At 42.9% G+C, this 15,108-nt stretch carries 18 protein-coding genes; 15 read left to right on the top strand and 3 right to left on the bottom strand.

Annotated features, from left to right (window positions below; genetic code table 11):
- Positions 1-25 precede the first annotated feature (25 nt).
- The gene (relB, locus tag ACQ4XT_RS15805; RefSeq protein ID WP_115823239.1) at positions 26-385 is read right to left on the bottom strand and encodes a type II toxin-antitoxin system RelB family anti-toxin; all 360 of its coding nucleotides are present in this window, start codon (positions 383-385) and stop codon (positions 26-28) included.
- A gap of 185 nt (positions 386-570) precedes the next feature.
- Here relB and miaA point away from each other — a divergent pair, with 185 nt between their 5' ends.
- The 8 genes from miaA to ACQ4XT_RS15765 all read left to right on the top strand — a co-directional run bounded on the left by miaA (position 571) and on the right by ACQ4XT_RS15765 (position 7,618).
- On the top strand, positions 571-1,500 hold the full coding sequence (miaA, locus tag ACQ4XT_RS15800; protein ID WP_446854506.1) for a tRNA (adenosine(37)-N6)-dimethylallyltransferase MiaA: 930 nt from the start codon (positions 571-573) through the stop codon (positions 1,498-1,500).
- 45 nt (positions 1,501-1,545) lie between these two features.
- A complete protein-coding gene (gene hfq, locus ACQ4XT_RS15795; protein WP_089652336.1) occupies positions 1,546-1,770 on the top strand; it encodes an RNA chaperone Hfq in 225 nt (74 codons plus the stop codon).
- Positions 1,771-1,922: 152 nt separating this feature from the next.
- Complete coding sequence (locus ACQ4XT_RS15790) at positions 1,923-2,867, top strand: AAA family ATPase (protein ID WP_446854505.1); 945 nt, start codon at positions 1,923-1,925, stop codon at positions 2,865-2,867.
- A gap of 79 nt (positions 2,868-2,946) precedes the next feature.
- Entirely contained in the window at positions 2,947-4,179 is a 1,233-nt protein-coding gene (hflX, locus tag ACQ4XT_RS15785) for a GTPase HflX (RefSeq protein WP_446855707.1), read from the top strand.
- A 55-nt stretch (positions 4,180-4,234) separates the two neighbouring features.
- Positions 4,235-5,482: a methionine gamma-lyase family protein gene (locus tag ACQ4XT_RS15780; protein ID WP_446854504.1), complete on the top strand. Its 1,248-nt coding sequence runs from the start codon at positions 4,235-4,237 to the stop codon at positions 5,480-5,482.
- A 126-nt stretch (positions 5,483-5,608) separates the two neighbouring features.
- Positions 5,609-6,013, top strand: a complete 405-nt coding sequence (locus ACQ4XT_RS15775; RefSeq protein ID WP_089652332.1) for a MerR family transcriptional regulator — start codon at positions 5,609-5,611, stop codon at positions 6,011-6,013.
- A gap of 24 nt (positions 6,014-6,037) precedes the next feature.
- Positions 6,038-7,369: a type I glutamate--ammonia ligase gene (gene glnA, locus ACQ4XT_RS15770; protein ID WP_446854503.1), complete on the top strand. Its 1,332-nt coding sequence runs from the start codon at positions 6,038-6,040 to the stop codon at positions 7,367-7,369.
- A gap of 114 nt (positions 7,370-7,483) precedes the next feature.
- Positions 7,484-7,618: a hypothetical protein gene (locus ACQ4XT_RS15765; RefSeq protein WP_446854502.1), complete on the top strand. Its 135-nt coding sequence runs from the start codon at positions 7,484-7,486 to the stop codon at positions 7,616-7,618.
- A 131-nt stretch (positions 7,619-7,749) separates the two neighbouring features.
- On the opposite strand, the gene lexA is transcribed toward ACQ4XT_RS15765, so the two are convergent.
- Entirely contained in the window at positions 7,750-8,373 is a 624-nt protein-coding gene (lexA, locus tag ACQ4XT_RS15760; protein WP_206945097.1) for a transcriptional repressor LexA, read from the bottom strand.
- Between the two features lie 301 nt (positions 8,374-8,674).
- Between lexA and ACQ4XT_RS15755 the strand changes: the two genes are divergently transcribed.
- The 7 genes from ACQ4XT_RS15755 (at position 8,675) to ACQ4XT_RS15725 (ending at position 14,436) form a co-directional block, all read left to right on the top strand.
- On the top strand, positions 8,675-9,334 hold the full coding sequence (locus tag ACQ4XT_RS15755) for a YneB family resolvase-like protein (protein WP_446854501.1): 660 nt from the start codon (positions 8,675-8,677) through the stop codon (positions 9,332-9,334).
- A gap of 84 nt (positions 9,335-9,418) precedes the next feature.
- Positions 9,419-9,652, top strand: a complete 234-nt coding sequence (locus tag ACQ4XT_RS15750) for a DUF896 domain-containing protein (protein ID WP_206945099.1) — start codon at positions 9,419-9,421, stop codon at positions 9,650-9,652.
- Between the two features lie 180 nt (positions 9,653-9,832).
- Positions 9,833-11,836 carry a transketolase gene (tkt, locus tag ACQ4XT_RS15745; RefSeq protein ID WP_446855705.1) on the top strand — a complete coding sequence of 668 codons (2,004 nt, stop codon included), beginning with the start codon at positions 9,833-9,835 and terminating at the stop codon, positions 11,834-11,836.
- 331 nt (positions 11,837-12,167) lie between these two features.
- Positions 12,168-12,392: a YneF family protein gene (locus tag ACQ4XT_RS15740; protein ID WP_035505139.1), complete on the top strand. Its 225-nt coding sequence runs from the start codon at positions 12,168-12,170 to the stop codon at positions 12,390-12,392.
- A gap of 138 nt (positions 12,393-12,530) precedes the next feature.
- The gene (locus ACQ4XT_RS15735) at positions 12,531-13,232 is read left to right on the top strand and encodes a cytochrome c biogenesis CcdA family protein (protein WP_446854500.1); all 702 of its coding nucleotides are present in this window, start codon (positions 12,531-12,533) and stop codon (positions 13,230-13,232) included.
- Between the two features lie 66 nt (positions 13,233-13,298).
- Positions 13,299-13,733, top strand: a complete 435-nt coding sequence (locus tag ACQ4XT_RS15730) for a Na(+)/H(+) antiporter subunit B (protein ID WP_446854499.1) — start codon at positions 13,299-13,301, stop codon at positions 13,731-13,733.
- A gap of 220 nt (positions 13,734-13,953) precedes the next feature.
- Entirely contained in the window at positions 13,954-14,436 is a 483-nt protein-coding gene (locus ACQ4XT_RS15725) for a CcdC family protein (RefSeq protein WP_446854498.1), read from the top strand.
- Between the two features lie 12 nt (positions 14,437-14,448).
- Here ACQ4XT_RS15725 and ACQ4XT_RS15720 read toward each other — a convergent pair whose 3' ends face one another.
- Positions 14,449-14,877 carry a DUF2621 family protein gene (locus ACQ4XT_RS15720; protein WP_446854497.1) on the bottom strand — a complete coding sequence of 143 codons (429 nt, stop codon included), beginning with the start codon at positions 14,875-14,877 and terminating at the stop codon, positions 14,449-14,451.
- Positions 14,878-15,108 lie beyond the last annotated feature (231 nt).

Raw genomic sequence — 15,108 nt, 5'->3', positions numbered from 1 at the left:
TAAGTACGAATGACAGAGTAGGGAATTAGGAGATGTTCTTCTGCTGGAGAAGAAAACGAAAATAGTTATCGATCTGTTTAATGTCCTCCGGTTGAATTCCGAACCATGCTTTCTTGTCGAAAAATACAGGTTTTGTGTATCCCTTCGTTTCCAGGAGCTGTTTAATTTCTCGCATTTCATCCTCTTGTTCATCACTCAAACCGAGGAGGTAATCTGCGGTGGTATGGAGAGCGTGAGCAATCTTCGTGAGGTCATCAAGATCAGGGGAAGTGTAACTCCGTTCCCAATTCGATACGACTTGTGGGGACACACCGACTTTTTCAGCTAACATCGATTGTGTTAAACGTCTTTCTTTTCTAAGTGAACGAATTCTTTCATGAACCACTTTAAGACGCCTCCTTTTCTATACTATAACACAGACTAACGAAATGCGATAGTACGACTAACGAATATTTTGAATATTTGTAACGGAAACCGTTAGTAGTGGTAACGGATTGCGTTAGTTAGCTCCCTGAGGTATGATTGTAGAGCCATTCATGTATAATAGAGACGTGTGAAGGAGGTGGGAGTATGAAACCATTGGTGATCTCAGTGGTCGGTCCTACAGCAGTCGGAAAATCGAATTTGGGGATCCGGATCGCTCAGCGTTTTGACGGAGAAGTGATCAGTGGAGATTCCATGCAGATTTACAGGACGATGGATATTGGAACAGCGAAGGTAACAAAAGAGGAGATGCAGGGTATTCCCCATCATATGATTGATTTCAAAGATCCTGCGGAACATTTTTCAGTCGCTGAGTTCCAGGAGAATGTGCAAGCTTTGATCAGGGATATCCATGAGCGGGGGAAGCTCCCGGTTTTGGTCGGGGGGACAGGCTTATACATACAAGCGACACTTTTTGATTTCCACTTTACAGAACAAAAAAAGAATCCTGCCATCATGGAGAAGCTTGAAAAAGAACGGAACGAAAAGGGCAGAGATTATATGTACAAACGCCTTGTTGAAATTGATCCCGAACAAGCGGAAAAAATTCATCCGAATAATGAAAGGCGCGTACTGCGGGCGCTTGAGGTTTACGAAACAACTGGCAGGGTGATGAGTGATCGTCATCATCGCAATCAGCATGAATCTCCTTTTAACCCCCTGTTAATTGGTTTGGAAATGGATCGTGAATTGCTGTACGAACGAATCAATCAAAGGGTTGATCAAATGATCGAACAAGGCCTGGTTAGTGAAGTTAAGGATCTCTATGAACAGGGATTGAAGGACGCTCAATCGATGCAGGCGATCGGTTATAAGGAATTGATTCCTTATTTTGAAGGTTCGTGTACCCTGCCGGAAGCGATTGAGTTGTTAAAACGTAATTCCAGACGCTATGCGAAACGCCAGTACACGTACTTCAAGAACAAAATGAATATCAATTGGTATGAAGTCTCTCCTTCGAACTACGAGGAGAAATTTGAAACAATTTTAGGCGATTTAGCAGGAAAGATAGACTAATGCGTAGAATCGTATTATTACAGATAGAAAAGAGGAGGAAGATCCATGGCCCAATCGGTTAATATCCAGGACAATTATTTGAATCAATTAAGGAAAGAACGCATGCAGGTGACTGTCTTTCTGCTCAACGGATTTCAATTGAGAGGCATCGTTAAAGCCTTCGACAACTTCACTGTCTTGTTAGAGACGGAAGGAAAGCAACAATTGATCTTCAAACATGCCATTTCAACATTTGCTCCTGTCAAAAATGTTTCATTGGATAAAGAATAGTGAGAATGGTTCTGTAAGCGAAAGAAGCGGGTGCCTTTTTAAGGCATCCGCTTCTTTTATGGAAAGAGGAAATGATGCACGTTCATTCTTGGGCGTTTGTCACAGGAAACCCCACCTACGCGTATGATGAAGAAGAATGAGGAGGGATCGATGTGCAACCCCAAGCTAAAACGGCGAGACCAAGCAGCACGATCAATATTGTGTTGAATGATTCTAAAGAAAAAGCGATTCCTGATCGGAAAGCAGCCACCCTCAAACAGACAGGGGCCCCTTTTCTGAAGATCGAGGAATTTTTCAATTCCATCATTGGAATGGAGGATCTAAAGACCAGGGTCAAAGAAATCTATGCACAGGTGCTGGTTTCAAAGAAAAGAGAAGAAGCAGGATTAAAATCGAATGCGCAAGTACTTCACATGGTTTTCCACGGAAATCCCGGTACGGGAAAGACGACCATCGCGCGAATGGTTGCTGCTTTATTCCGTGAAGTCGGGGTGCTTGATAAAGGTCAATTCATAGAAGCGGATCGGAGTGACCTTGTAGGGGAGTATATCGGTCATACAGCCCAAAAGACGAAGGATCTGATCCATAAAGCTTTGGGAGGGGTCCTTTTTATTGATGAAGCCTATTCCTTAGCCAGAGGTGGAGAGAAGGATTTCGGGAAAGAAGCGATTGATACATTGGTGAAATGCATGGAAGATCATCATAATGAATGCATTATTATCCTTGCTGGATATCCAGATGAAATGGAAGATTTTCTGACCTTAAATCCAGGTCTTGCTTCCCGGTTCCCGATCCAGCTTTCTTTTAAGGACTATTCTACCAAAGAACTTACACAGATAGCTTTTGGAATGATTGAAGAAAGGGAATATTGTTTAACAAAAGAGGCGGAACGAAAACTTTTCCAACATCTGGCCTGCGTGTACGCCAGACGAGAAGAGAATTTTTCAAATGCCCGCTATGTAAGAAACCTCATTGAAGAGGCCATTCGAAAACATGCCTGGAGAGTAATCAGCACCCCTAACCCCAAGAAGAAGACATTGATGACCCTACAGGCAGAAGATTTTGTTTTTCCACTACAAGAAACAGACTTGAACTGAACGGTCATACATTCATAGGAATCGTTTTTCTGTTATGATGAAAAAGATACAGGCAGATGGAAGAGTAGGTGAGAGACAGATGGCAAAAGAATTGGTCGTGTTAGTTGCAAGAAAAGATCCATCCGAAAAGGTAGAACGGTTTCAGTCTTCTTTGGAAGAGCTTCAGTCACTAACTGAGACCGCTGATGGAGAAGTATGTAAAATTATAACTCAAAAGCGTGACCGGGTTCACCCGGCTACATATTTAGGTGAAGGGAAACTGGAAGAAATAAAAGAAGCAGCTGAGGAATCTGAAGCTGAGCTTGTCATATTTAATGATGAGTTATCACCTGGTCAGCTTAGAAATATAGCGGATAGAGTCGGGGTACGTGTGATCGACAGGAGTCAACTGATCCTTGATATTTTTGCAGGAAGAGCACGTACAAAAGAAGGAAAATTGCAGGTGGAACTTGCTCAACTGCAATATTTGCTTCCTCGGTTATCCGGACAAGGGACAGCGTTATCCCGGTTAGGTGGAGGAATTGGTACACGAGGTCCTGGTGAAACCAAACTGGAAACCGACCGCCGTCATATACAACGGAGAATTGATGATATTAAGAAGAGGTTGGATACGGTCGTTAAACAACGTGAACAATACCGGAAGCGGAGAAAAGAAAACCGCGCCTTTCAAGTGGCGATCGTCGGTTATACGAATGCTGGTAAATCGACTTTCTTCAATAGAGTAACCGATAGCCAGTCCTTTGAAGAGGATTTATTGTTTGCTACACTCGATCCTCTGACAAGGCAGATGAGCCTTCCTTCTGGCTTTTTGGCTCTCCTTTCTGATACGGTAGGTTTCATTCAGGACTTGCCAACGACGCTCATAGCAGCATTCCGATCTACGTTAGAAGAAGTGACAGAAGCAGATTTTATCGTTCATATGGTTGATGCTTCACACCCTGATCATATGCAGCAGGAAAAGACGGTATTGAAGTTGTTGGATGAACTTGGGGCTGGCCAACTGCCGATACTAACCGTTTATAATAAGAAAGATCTTCTGAAGGAGGATTTCATTCCGCACTCCTTCCCTTCACTGACAGTGAGCGTGCATGATCCAATTGATCGTAAACGTGTTCTTCATAAAATCGAAGAGGTTTTAAGAGAAGAGTGGGATGAGTATGATGTTTTCGTGCCGGCTTCTGAAGGGAAACGGCTGCAGCAATTCAAAGCCTACAGTATGATTACGAGTATAAATTTTTATGAGGAAAAAGAGGGCTATGCCCTTCATGGTTTCATCCATCCCGAACGCCCATTGAAACACCAAATTTTATAAATGTGAACAAAACGTTGGAACAACGAAATACTGCAAGATAGGAAGAGGACCCATCATGAACATTCAAGAATTGAAACAGCGTGTAGAAAAAGAGATTAAGAACCAACATCATAGGGTTGACGAGATTGTCGAGAACAATCAAGAAAAAGTTTTAAAGGCCTTCCATAAACTGAGGGTCAGCGATTCTCATTTTAACCCGACAACAGGTTATGGCTATGATGATTTCGGACGGGACACTCTGGAAGCATTGTATGCAGAAATATTCAAAGCGGAAGATGCCCTTGTCAGACCTCAGCTCATCTCAGGAACACATGCAATCACCACTGCCTTATTCGGAGTACTACGTCCGGGAGATGAACTGCTATACATATCCGGAGAGCCTTATGACACCCTAAGAGATGTCATAGGTTCCGAGGACGAGAAGGATACAGGTTCTCTACGGGATTTTGGTATCAGCTATCAAACCGTTCCTTTAGAAGAAGACGGGTCTTTTGCTCATGATAGAATCCGAAGAGCTATGCAAGAAAAGACGAAGGTCGTAGCCATCCAAAGATCAAAAGGGTATGAGGACCGCCCTTCATTTCTCATTGATGAGTTACAATCGATCATTCGATTTGTGCGTGAGATAAAAGACGATGTGATTATTTTTGTTGACAATTGTTATGGTGAATTCGTAGAAACGAAAGAGCCGCTTGAAGTAGGCGCTGATATGATCGCTGGTTCGTTAATTAAGAACCCGGGAGGCGGAATTGCCAGAGTCGGTGGTTACATTGCAGGACGTAGATCCCTAATTGAAAAATGCAGCTATCGTTTGACGGCTCCTGGGTTAGGGAAGGAAACGGGCCCGAGTTTGAACAGCCTGCAAGAGATGTATCAAGGGATTTTTCTTGCCCCTCATGTCGTGGGAGAAGCTTTGAAAGGAGCTATTTTCACTTCGAAATATTTAAGTGAATGGGGTTTCGACACCAACCCGGCTTATGATGTGAAGAGGACAGATTTAATTCAGTCCGTCAACTTTAAAACCGCTGAACAAATGATCAGCTTCTGTCAATCCATTCAGCAGGCATCTCCAGTCAATTCCCAATTCAAACCAGAGCCGAGCGTCATGCCGGGGTATGAGGACGAAGTGATTATGGCTGCAGGGACTTTCATTCAAGGAGCGAGTCTCGAATTGACCGCTGACGGTCCTATTCGCCCCCCATATACAGCCTTTGTCCAGGGTGGATTGACTTATGCGCATGTAAAGATCGCTGTCGTACAAGCAGTGCAGCAGTTGGTAGAAGAGGGTATGGTCAAAGCTTGAAGTAAAGGTAATGGTAACCCTTTCAAAAAACAACTCCAAATTGTGTGAACATTCCTCACATATGTTGACATATCCCTTTCGTGTCGTATAATTAAAGTATCATTCTTATGGGGAGGTGGCACGTCGATGAGTGATGAAATTCGTCGTTCTATGCCGTTATTCCCGATGGGGATTGTTCAATCATTGACAGACCTTACTGCACGGCAGATCCGGTACTATGAACAGCACGAGCTTGTTCAGCCGGCCCGTTCAGAAGGGAACCGCCGCATGTTCTCATTCAATGATGTCGATCGGCTTCTTGAAATTAAAGACTTGATCGATCAGGGTGTGAACATGGCCGGAATCAAGAAAGTTCTGAAGCTGAATGATCAGCCAGATAATGAGGTATATGATGAGGACCAAGTGAAGGAAGTACACAATGAACTTACTGAAAAAGAACTTCGTCGTATGCTGCAACGAGAACTATTCACAGCGGGAAGACAAGGTAAATTAGCAATAAGACAGGGAGAAATGTCAAGGTTCTTCCATTAATATTGTGTTGAGAGGAGAAATTCAATGGGTTTAACTAAAGAAGAAATTTACAAAAAAATCGATGAGGAAAACGTCAAGTTTATCCGCCTGCAGTTCACGGATATGCTTGGTACAATCAAAAATGTAGAAATTCCACTAAGCCAGTTGGATAAAGCTATTGATGGCATGATGATGTTTGACGGGTCCTCTATTGAAGGATTCGTTCGTATCGAGGAGTCAGATATGTATTTGGTGCCAGACCTGGATACTTTCGTCGTCTTCCCTTGGACTTCAGAAAAAGGGAAAGTTGCACGATTCATCTGTGACATCTATAACCCAGACCAAACTCCTTTTGAAGGGTGCCCACGCTACAATTTGAAGCGTAACATCAAAAAAATGGAGAAACTCGGATTTTCTGCTTTCAACATTGGTACAGAACCTGAATTTTTCCTATTCAAATTAGATGAAAAAGGCGAACCAACGATGGAATTGAATGATAAAGGCGGCTATTTCGACCTAGCACCGACCGACCTTGGTGAAAACTGCCGTCGTGATATTGTCCTTGAGCTTGAGGAAATGGGCTTTGAAATTGAAGCGTCTCACCACGAAGTAGCTCCTGGTCAGCACGAAATTGATTTCAAATATGCAAATGCCGTCAAGCATTGCGATGATATCCAAACATTCAAACTCGTCGTAAAAACTATTGCGCGTCAACATGGTTTGCATGCAACATTCATGCCTAAACCATTGTTTGGTGTAAACGGATCTGGTATGCACGCGAACATGTCTCTTTTCAATGAAAAGGGCAATGCGTTTTTTGATGAGAAAGGGAAGGAACAACTTTCTGAGGTGGCTTATCAGTTCACAGCAGGCATTATCAAGCATGCAACGAACTTCACAGCCGTGACGAACCCTACCGTCAACTCCTACAAGCGTCTTGTACCAGGGTACGAGGCACCGTGTTATGTAGCATGGTCCGGTCAAAACCGTAGTCCACTCGTACGTGTTCCGACATCCCGTGGATTGAGCACAAGAATCGAAGTGCGCAGTGTGGATCCATCAGCGAACCCATACATGGCGATGGCTGTACTTCTTGCTGCTGGACTGGATGGTGTGGAAAACAAACTGGAAGCACCTGCTCCTGTCGATCGAAACATTTACGTGATGGATAAGAAAGAGCGGGAAGCTCACGGGGTGAAAGACCTACCTGCTACATTGTATGATGCACTGGAAGAGCTGCATCAGGATCCAATTATGGTAGAAGCCCTTGGCGAACACCTATTTGAACACTTCATTGAAGCGAAAGAAATCGAATGGGATATGTTCCGCACTCAGGTTCATCCGTGGGAGCGCGAACAATATTTGCAGACGTATTAAAGTTTAAAACCCTTGAGGCCTTTAGCTTCAAGGGTTTTTCTACGTATTTCTATACTTTTGAGAGGTTACATATAACAAAAAACGAACGAATGTTCCTGCCATAGAGGTTTACCAATGGAAGCATACTTACAGCTTTCAAAACTGGAGAAGATCAAATGGGAGTGGATCTATATCAAACGCGAAGGCGCGCCTGATCACAAAGAGTGGTCAGAGTGGTCGGCATTCAGGATGAACATATTACTGCTATGAGCCAAAACAGGTGAGAATGATCATAATAAATAATATATCATCTGAACTTCCTTTAACCTCTATCCGTAAACGCTCTGGAGTGTGACATAAATAAAGAAAGAGGCGAGTTTAACTAAACTCGCCTCTTTCTTTTAGTGTACGGTCCTGTATAGACCTACGACTTTTCCTAGAATGGATACATCCTGTAATAGAATGGGTTCCATCGTTGCGTTCTCAGGCTGCAGGCGAACATGATTTCTTTCCTTGAAGAACCGCTTCACAGTGGCTTCCTCGTCTTCTGTCATCGCAACAACGATGTCGCCGTTCTGTGCGGTTTGTTGTTGTCTGACGATGACCATATCCCCGTCAAGAATTCCTGCCTCAATCATACTTTCCCCTTGTACGATTAGTACGAATGTGTTGTCATCCGACCCTGCAAGTGTATCGGGTAGAGGGACATATTCTTCAATGTTTTCAACAGCTGTAATCGGTGAACCCGCCGTGACTTTACCGATTACTGGAGCGTAAGAAGCTTCACTTCTCGGGATGCTGTGATCTTCTTCTAATTCAATTACTTCGATGGCACGAGGTTTGGTGGGGTCGCGTCTAATGTATCCTTTTTTCTCCAATCTGGATAAGTGACCGTGCACAGTCGAACTTGAAGCAAGACCAACGGATTGACCGATCTCCCTTACGGACGGTGGATATCCTTTTGCTAGAACCTGTTCTTTAATAAAATCTAGTATTTCCTGCTGCCGCTTTGAAAGTTTACTCATAGATTAGCACCTCGTACATAGGATTATAGTAACCACATTGTACCACTTATATTTCAAAAATACAAACACGCGTTCGAAAAAAACCATTGACAAGAACTTGTGTTCGTATATAATAGGAATTAACAAACGCGAACACAGGTTCTTAGGAACGTTCGTTCTAGGAAAGCGGAGGGGTTATCAATGTTTAACAAATTATCTAAGCTGGATTACACCTACATCATTCTTTTTATTGTTAGTTTTATCATTCTCTATTATTCTATGGTCACAGCTGTTTAATAGAGAAAGAGAGAGGAACATCCAAGTGAGAGTAATTTTGTATTGCAGGGTAAGTACGGAAAAAGAAGCTCAAGTAACTTCTTTAAAGCGGCAGAAAGCTGAGCTGACATCCATGGCGGAGCGTCACGGCTTCGAAGTTGTGGATTGCATTGAAGAACAAGCGAGTGGTTACGATATCGAACGTGAAGGGATTTTCCGCATGCTGGAATACTTTTCTTCAGGGCGTGCGGAAGCCTTATTAATCCAAGATGAAACACGATTAGGCCGAGGAAATACGAAGATCGCTTTGTTTCATCAAATGAACCGTTTGAAGGTCAAGGTGTACTCCCTTTCAAATCATGGAGAATTACAGTTATCGGAATCAGATTCGATGGTATTACAGATTGTTGGCATCGTAGAAGAATACCAAAGGAAAATACATAATATGAAAATACGGAGGGGGATGAGAAAAGCGGTAGAGGGCGGCTACGATCCCTCCGCCAACTTATCCAACCGTGATCAGGCACCCGGCCGTGAGAGGATCGACTTTCCTATTGAAGAAGTTGTTCGCTTAAGGAAAAGTGACCTGACATTCAAAGATATCGCAGCGACTTTGAGAGGTTTGGGATATGATGTATCAAAAGCTACGGTGCATCGCAGATACAAGGAGCACCTATCGCTTGAAAAAGAAGAAGAATCACGATAATATAAGGTATGTAGACAAGGATCTTAGGATTTCTTGTCTTTTTCATGTTTTACGATCCAGACTATGAGTAAAGGAGAAGGATCTATGTTATCAAAAGAAAAAATTAATCGTATAAATGAACTAGCTAATAAATCTAAGCAGGAAGAGCTTTCGAAGGAAGAAAAAGCAGAACAGCAGAAGCTGCGCCAGGAATATTTGAAAAATGCACGTGCATCCTTCAAAAATCAGTTGAAAGGTGTGACCGTCATTGATCCGAAAGGGAATGACGTAACTCCAGAGAAGCTTCGTCAAATGCAAAAGAACGAAAAAAAGAATTAATGCCAAATCGTCCGTATTCGATAATTTTCGAATGCGGATTTTTTCTTGTTTAATTCCCTGGATAAGGGGGAAATTAGGTTTGAGGCTGTGCGAAATTTTGCACAAAGCTTGTTTCAAAATGATTTTCATTATAGGATAATACATGGTACATATACCTGAAAAGAAAGGGGAATGTTGAACATGGCAAACAGCCTTGAACAAACATCAATCAATACGATTAGAACTTTAACAATCGATGCAGTAGAAAAAGCAAACTCCGGACACCCGGGAATGCCGATGGGTGCAGCGCCGATGGCATATACACTATGGACTCAGTTCATGGATCACAATCCGAAAAACTCGAACTGGTTTGACCGCGACCGTTTCGTCCTATCAGCCGGACACGGATCTATGCTTCTTTACAGCCTGCTCCACTTATCCGGTTATAACGTGACGATGGACGACCTTAAGTCCTTCCGGCAATGGGATTCCAAAACCCCTGGGCACCCAGAGTTTGGTCATACAGACGGTGTAGAAGCAACTACAGGTCCCCTAGGACAAGGTATTGCAATGGCGACCGGAATGGCGATGGCTGAAGCTCATCTTTCCGGAAAATATAATCGCGAAGGGTACAACGTTGTTGACCATTACACATATACGATTTGTGGTGATGGTGACTTGATGGAGGGAGTATCACAGGAATCAGCTTCTCTTGCCGGTCACCTAGGCCTTGGTAAATTGATCGTTCTTTATGATTCCAACGACATTTCTCTTGATGGTGATCTTGATCGTTCCTTCAGCGAAAGTGTTGAAAAGCGCTATGAAGCGTATGGATGGCAAGTGATCCGTGTCGAGGATGGAACGAATACAGAAGAAGTAGCGAAAGCACTAGAGAAAGCAAAAGCGAACACAGATCAACCAACAATGATCGAAGTGAAGACAGTCATTGGGTACGGTTCTCCTAACAAGTCTGGTAAATCTGCTTCTCACGGTGCTCCTCTAGGTGATGAGGAAGTAACAGCTGCGAAACAGTTCTACGAGTGGGAACACGAGCCGTTCCACGTACCTGAAGAGGTTTATCAGGACTTTAAAGAAAAAGTTCAGCAAAATGGTCAGGATAAAGAAGAATCTTGGAACAACTTAATGGTTCAGTACAAGGAGGCTTATCCGGAGCTTGCGGAAGAATTTGAGCGCGCAATCCGCGGAGAGCTTCCTGAAGGCTGGGATCAAAGTCTTCCAACATACCAGGTCGGAGAAGACAGCCCTGCAACACGTGCTGCTTCAGGAGATGCGATCAATGCACTTTCTAAAGCTATCCCTAATTTCTTTGGTGGTAGTGCCGATCTTGCAGGTTCAAACAAAACGGCCGTTAAAGATGAAGAAGACTTTTCACGTAACAACTACGCGGGTCGAAACATCTGGTTCGGTGTTCGTGAATTTGCCATGGCGGCTGCTATGAACGGAATGGGCCTTCACGGAGGGCTAAAAGTCTATGCGGGTACATTCTTTGTCTTCAGTGACTACCTGCGTCCAGCTGTCCGTCTTTCTGCCCTGCAGAACCTTCCAGTGAACTATGTCTTCACTCATGATTCTGTTGCCGTTGGAGAAGACGGTCCGACTCACGAACCTGTAGAACAACTGGCTTCTCTTCGCGCGATGCCTAATCTTTCTGTGCTTCGTCCAGCGGATGGGAACGAAACCAATGCAGCTTGGAGACTTGCTTTAGAGTCTGAATCAACTCCAACCGCACTTGTCCTTACACGCCAAGGGTTACCTACTCTGGAAGGTACAGAGGAACGTGCATATGAAGGGATGAAGAAAGGCGCTTACATCCTTAGCGATTCTGATAAAGAAGAGCCGGATGCGATCCTGCTTGCCTCAGGTTCTGAGGTTCAATTGATTGTTGAAGCTCAAGCGGAATTGAAGAAGAATGGTTACGATGTACGTGTCGTCAGTGTACCTTCTTTCGATCGTTTTGAAGCTCAGCCTAAAGAATATAAAGAACAGGTCCTGCCTTCTTCTGTCCGTAAACGTCTGGCAGTTGAAATGGGCGCATCATTCGGTTGGGACCGTTATGTAGGTTTGGATGGTTCCGTCATCGGAATCGACAAATTCGGTGCTTCTGCTCCAGGAAATACTGTAATTGAAAACTATGGTTTCACGGTAGAAAACGTAGTGAAGCATGCGGAAAACTTGATGAAATAAACTAGGAAGAAGCTGCCTGTTCCTAAGGCAGCTTCTTTTTATGCTGAGAGTTTCAATATCATTTTAAAAATGCGGTATGAAAGTAGGGACAACCATTTTCGGTTTCCCTACGCTATATGATATAATAGGCATAAGAATGATTGTTGTCTCTGGTACGGTCATCGTTCATAGCAGATGGCTCCTTTTTTTATTGGGGTACTGTTGCTTACACATCGACGCTTGATCTGTGTAGTAGCCTTTGAATTACGGTCATATTGAAACGACTATTGTATTCTCGAGGACGTTTTACTATACTGTTATGGGAGACAACACGAAGGAGGAAGACGAAGTCATGACATTGGGGATCGTTTGGGTCATCATCATTGCTTTATTGACTCTTGTCGGTGGTGCAGCTCTAGGCTTCTTCATCGCAAGAAAGTATATGATGAACTATTTGAAAAAGAACCCGCCAATTAACGAACAAATGTTACGTACACTGATGATGCAGATGGGCCAAAAGCCTTCGCAGAAGAAGATCAATCAGATGATGCGTTCAATGAACAATCAAATGAAATAATGACACAAAGCCTTCTTTCTGAATGAAAGAAGGCTTTCTCTATGAGAACTTCTTTAGATGTTCACAAGATAAACATCGTGTTAGGCCTGAAGCTCTGATACAATAGGAGGCGACTATGAACGAAGGTGTGATGATTGAATGGATGTAAATCTTTTCCTTGCTTTCGGAGCAGGGTTTTTATCGTTTATATCCCCATGTGTTTTTCCTTTGTACCCTGCATTCCTTTCCTATATTACTGGGATGAGTGTACATGAACTACGGGAAGACAATGGGATGCTGAAAAGAGCAAGTCTGATCCATACGGTTTTATTCTTATTAGGATTTACGACGATCTTTCTGATACTAGGATTTTCAGGGTCGTTTTTTGCCCAATTTTTTATACAGTATGAATCCGTTATTCGGCGTTTAGGTTCCATTCTGATAATTTTCTTCGGTTTTGTCATTATTGGAGTATTTAACTTTGATTTTTTAATGAAAGACAGGAAGATAACCTTTAAGAATAGACCCTCTGGTTACATAGGTACGTTTCTTATCGGACTTACATTTTCACTCGGTTGGACGCCTTGTACAGGTCCTATACTAGCTTCTGTCCTTTCATTAGCTGCTGATTCTCCTGAACTTTTCTTAGTCATGATGTTGTTCTATTCTCTTGGTTTTTCCGTTCCTTTCTTGGCCTTATCCTTTTTCATTGGCAAATTGAGTTGGATTAAAAGGCATAGTACGGGAATTGTTAAAGTAGGGGGATATATTATGATTCTTGTCGGAATTTCCCTTTATTTTGACTGGATGACGATGCTGACTTCCTACCTTGCCGGACTCTTCGATTTCCAGGGGTTCTAAGCCGTGGATTTTAGTGAGCATTTATATTAAGATGATAGAAGAGAAAAAAAATAAAGGAGCTTTTTGATGACCCAGACCAACGATATTATATTAAGAACGACAACCACACTTATAGCTTTTATCCTACTAGGGTTTTCCGTTTATTTATTTTTTGCTGGCCATAATGCTCCAGGTGGAGGGTTTATCGGTGGTTTAATGACTGCTGCAGCAATCATCCTCATGTATATGGCCTATGGAAGTAAGGCAATGGAAAAGATTCTGCCGATTAATTTCCGTTTTCTGATTCCTGTTGGATTGATGGTAGCGGCTGCAACCGGAATTGGTGGAATGCTTTTTGATGCGCCTTTCCTTACCCAGACGTTTGCTTACTTTCAGCTGCCAATCCTAGGTAAGACCGAACTTGCTACCGCGCTTTTGTTCGACCTCGGTGTTTATCTAGCTGTTGTAGGGGTGACAATGACGATCATTTTGACAATTGCCTACGACAGGGAAGAAGAGTGAGAGTCCTTCACGGCTATAGATCTGAGTGTAGATGATTTAAGGACATGTATCTAACTCTTAAGAACGTAAGGGAGAAAGGACATCATGTACTCAGCGGCGAGGCAGGAGATTTTAAAAAGACTTCACCGCTTTAGCCCCCTTTGGTGAAACTCGGGTCCTGGATGCCATAGAATCTTGTGTTGAACTGATATTAAGGACAGAGTAGAAAGAGTGAATCGTTATGTTTTGGTTAATTGCAAGTACCATTGTCGCTGCTGGTATGGCTACAGCGATGATTTTCGTCCGATTGAGGGCGGCAAAAAAACCGGCAAGTGTAAAAAAGATCATTCTCCCACCTTTCATGATGAGCACAGGAGCTCTTATGTTTGTGTTTCCGGTGTTCCGAGTAGAATGGACACAGGTGATTGAAGCCATTCTCATTGGAGTTATTTTTTCCATCTTTCTCATTCGCACTTCTAAATTTGAAGTGAGGGATGGAGATATCTATTTGAAACCATCAAGGGCTTTTGTATTTATCCTTTTTGGACTCCTGATTTTGAGAATTGTTTTCAAGCTCATTATCGGGCAGCATGTTTCCCTTGGGGAGACGAGTGGAATGTTCTTTTTGCTCGCTTTCGGGATGATCATGACATGGCGGATCGCCATGTTGAAACAGTACTTACATTTGGAAAAAAAGTTGGAACTAAAAAAGGACCTGGCTTAAGCCGGGTCCTTTTTACCGTTCAATGAGTGGGTCGTAAGGGCTCATGTCTATTTTTTTCTCTTCTAACTTCTTGACGAGGAACTTATGATCCCGCTTCGGGGTCGCCCGTATGTAGCCCTCAATCAATATTTCCTGTGTAATGGTCTTTTTCTTCTTTTGAAGGGCAATTTCTCCGATGCGTCCAGCAATCTTCTGTCTTGCAACATCCCGAAACAGTTCAGGAACGGGAGAGATCAACTCTTCCAGTAGGTCTTTTTGCTCCGAGGACCACATGTGTTTTGTCTTGTCCACGTAATATTCTTCCCAATCAATAATTGACTTCCCGTCCTCCTTTGGAAGACGCTTCAGGAATTTGCGGAACATAAAAAATCCGCCAATGCTCATCAGACCAACCATGATGATAATCCACCCGACGATAAATAGGGCAAATCCACCTGACATAATATCACCTGTTTCATTATCTTAGACTTATCTAATTTCATTATAAAAGGTTGGTCCTTTAAAAACAAGCATGCGTTTTTGTAGGTTTTTGTATAAAATTTATCGAATTCAGAAAAATTTGTGGTCATTCATTTTACTTATAAATCGTTTTCATTTACAATAAGGATTGCAGATTTGTGAACTTGTTTTAAACAAAGGGAACAAATGTAAGAAATTGGGGAATAGTGAAAC

It is taken from the genome of Halobacillus sp. 12SKB (assembly GCF_052941655.1).
This window is presented reverse-complemented; position numbering and strand designations above follow the sequence as displayed.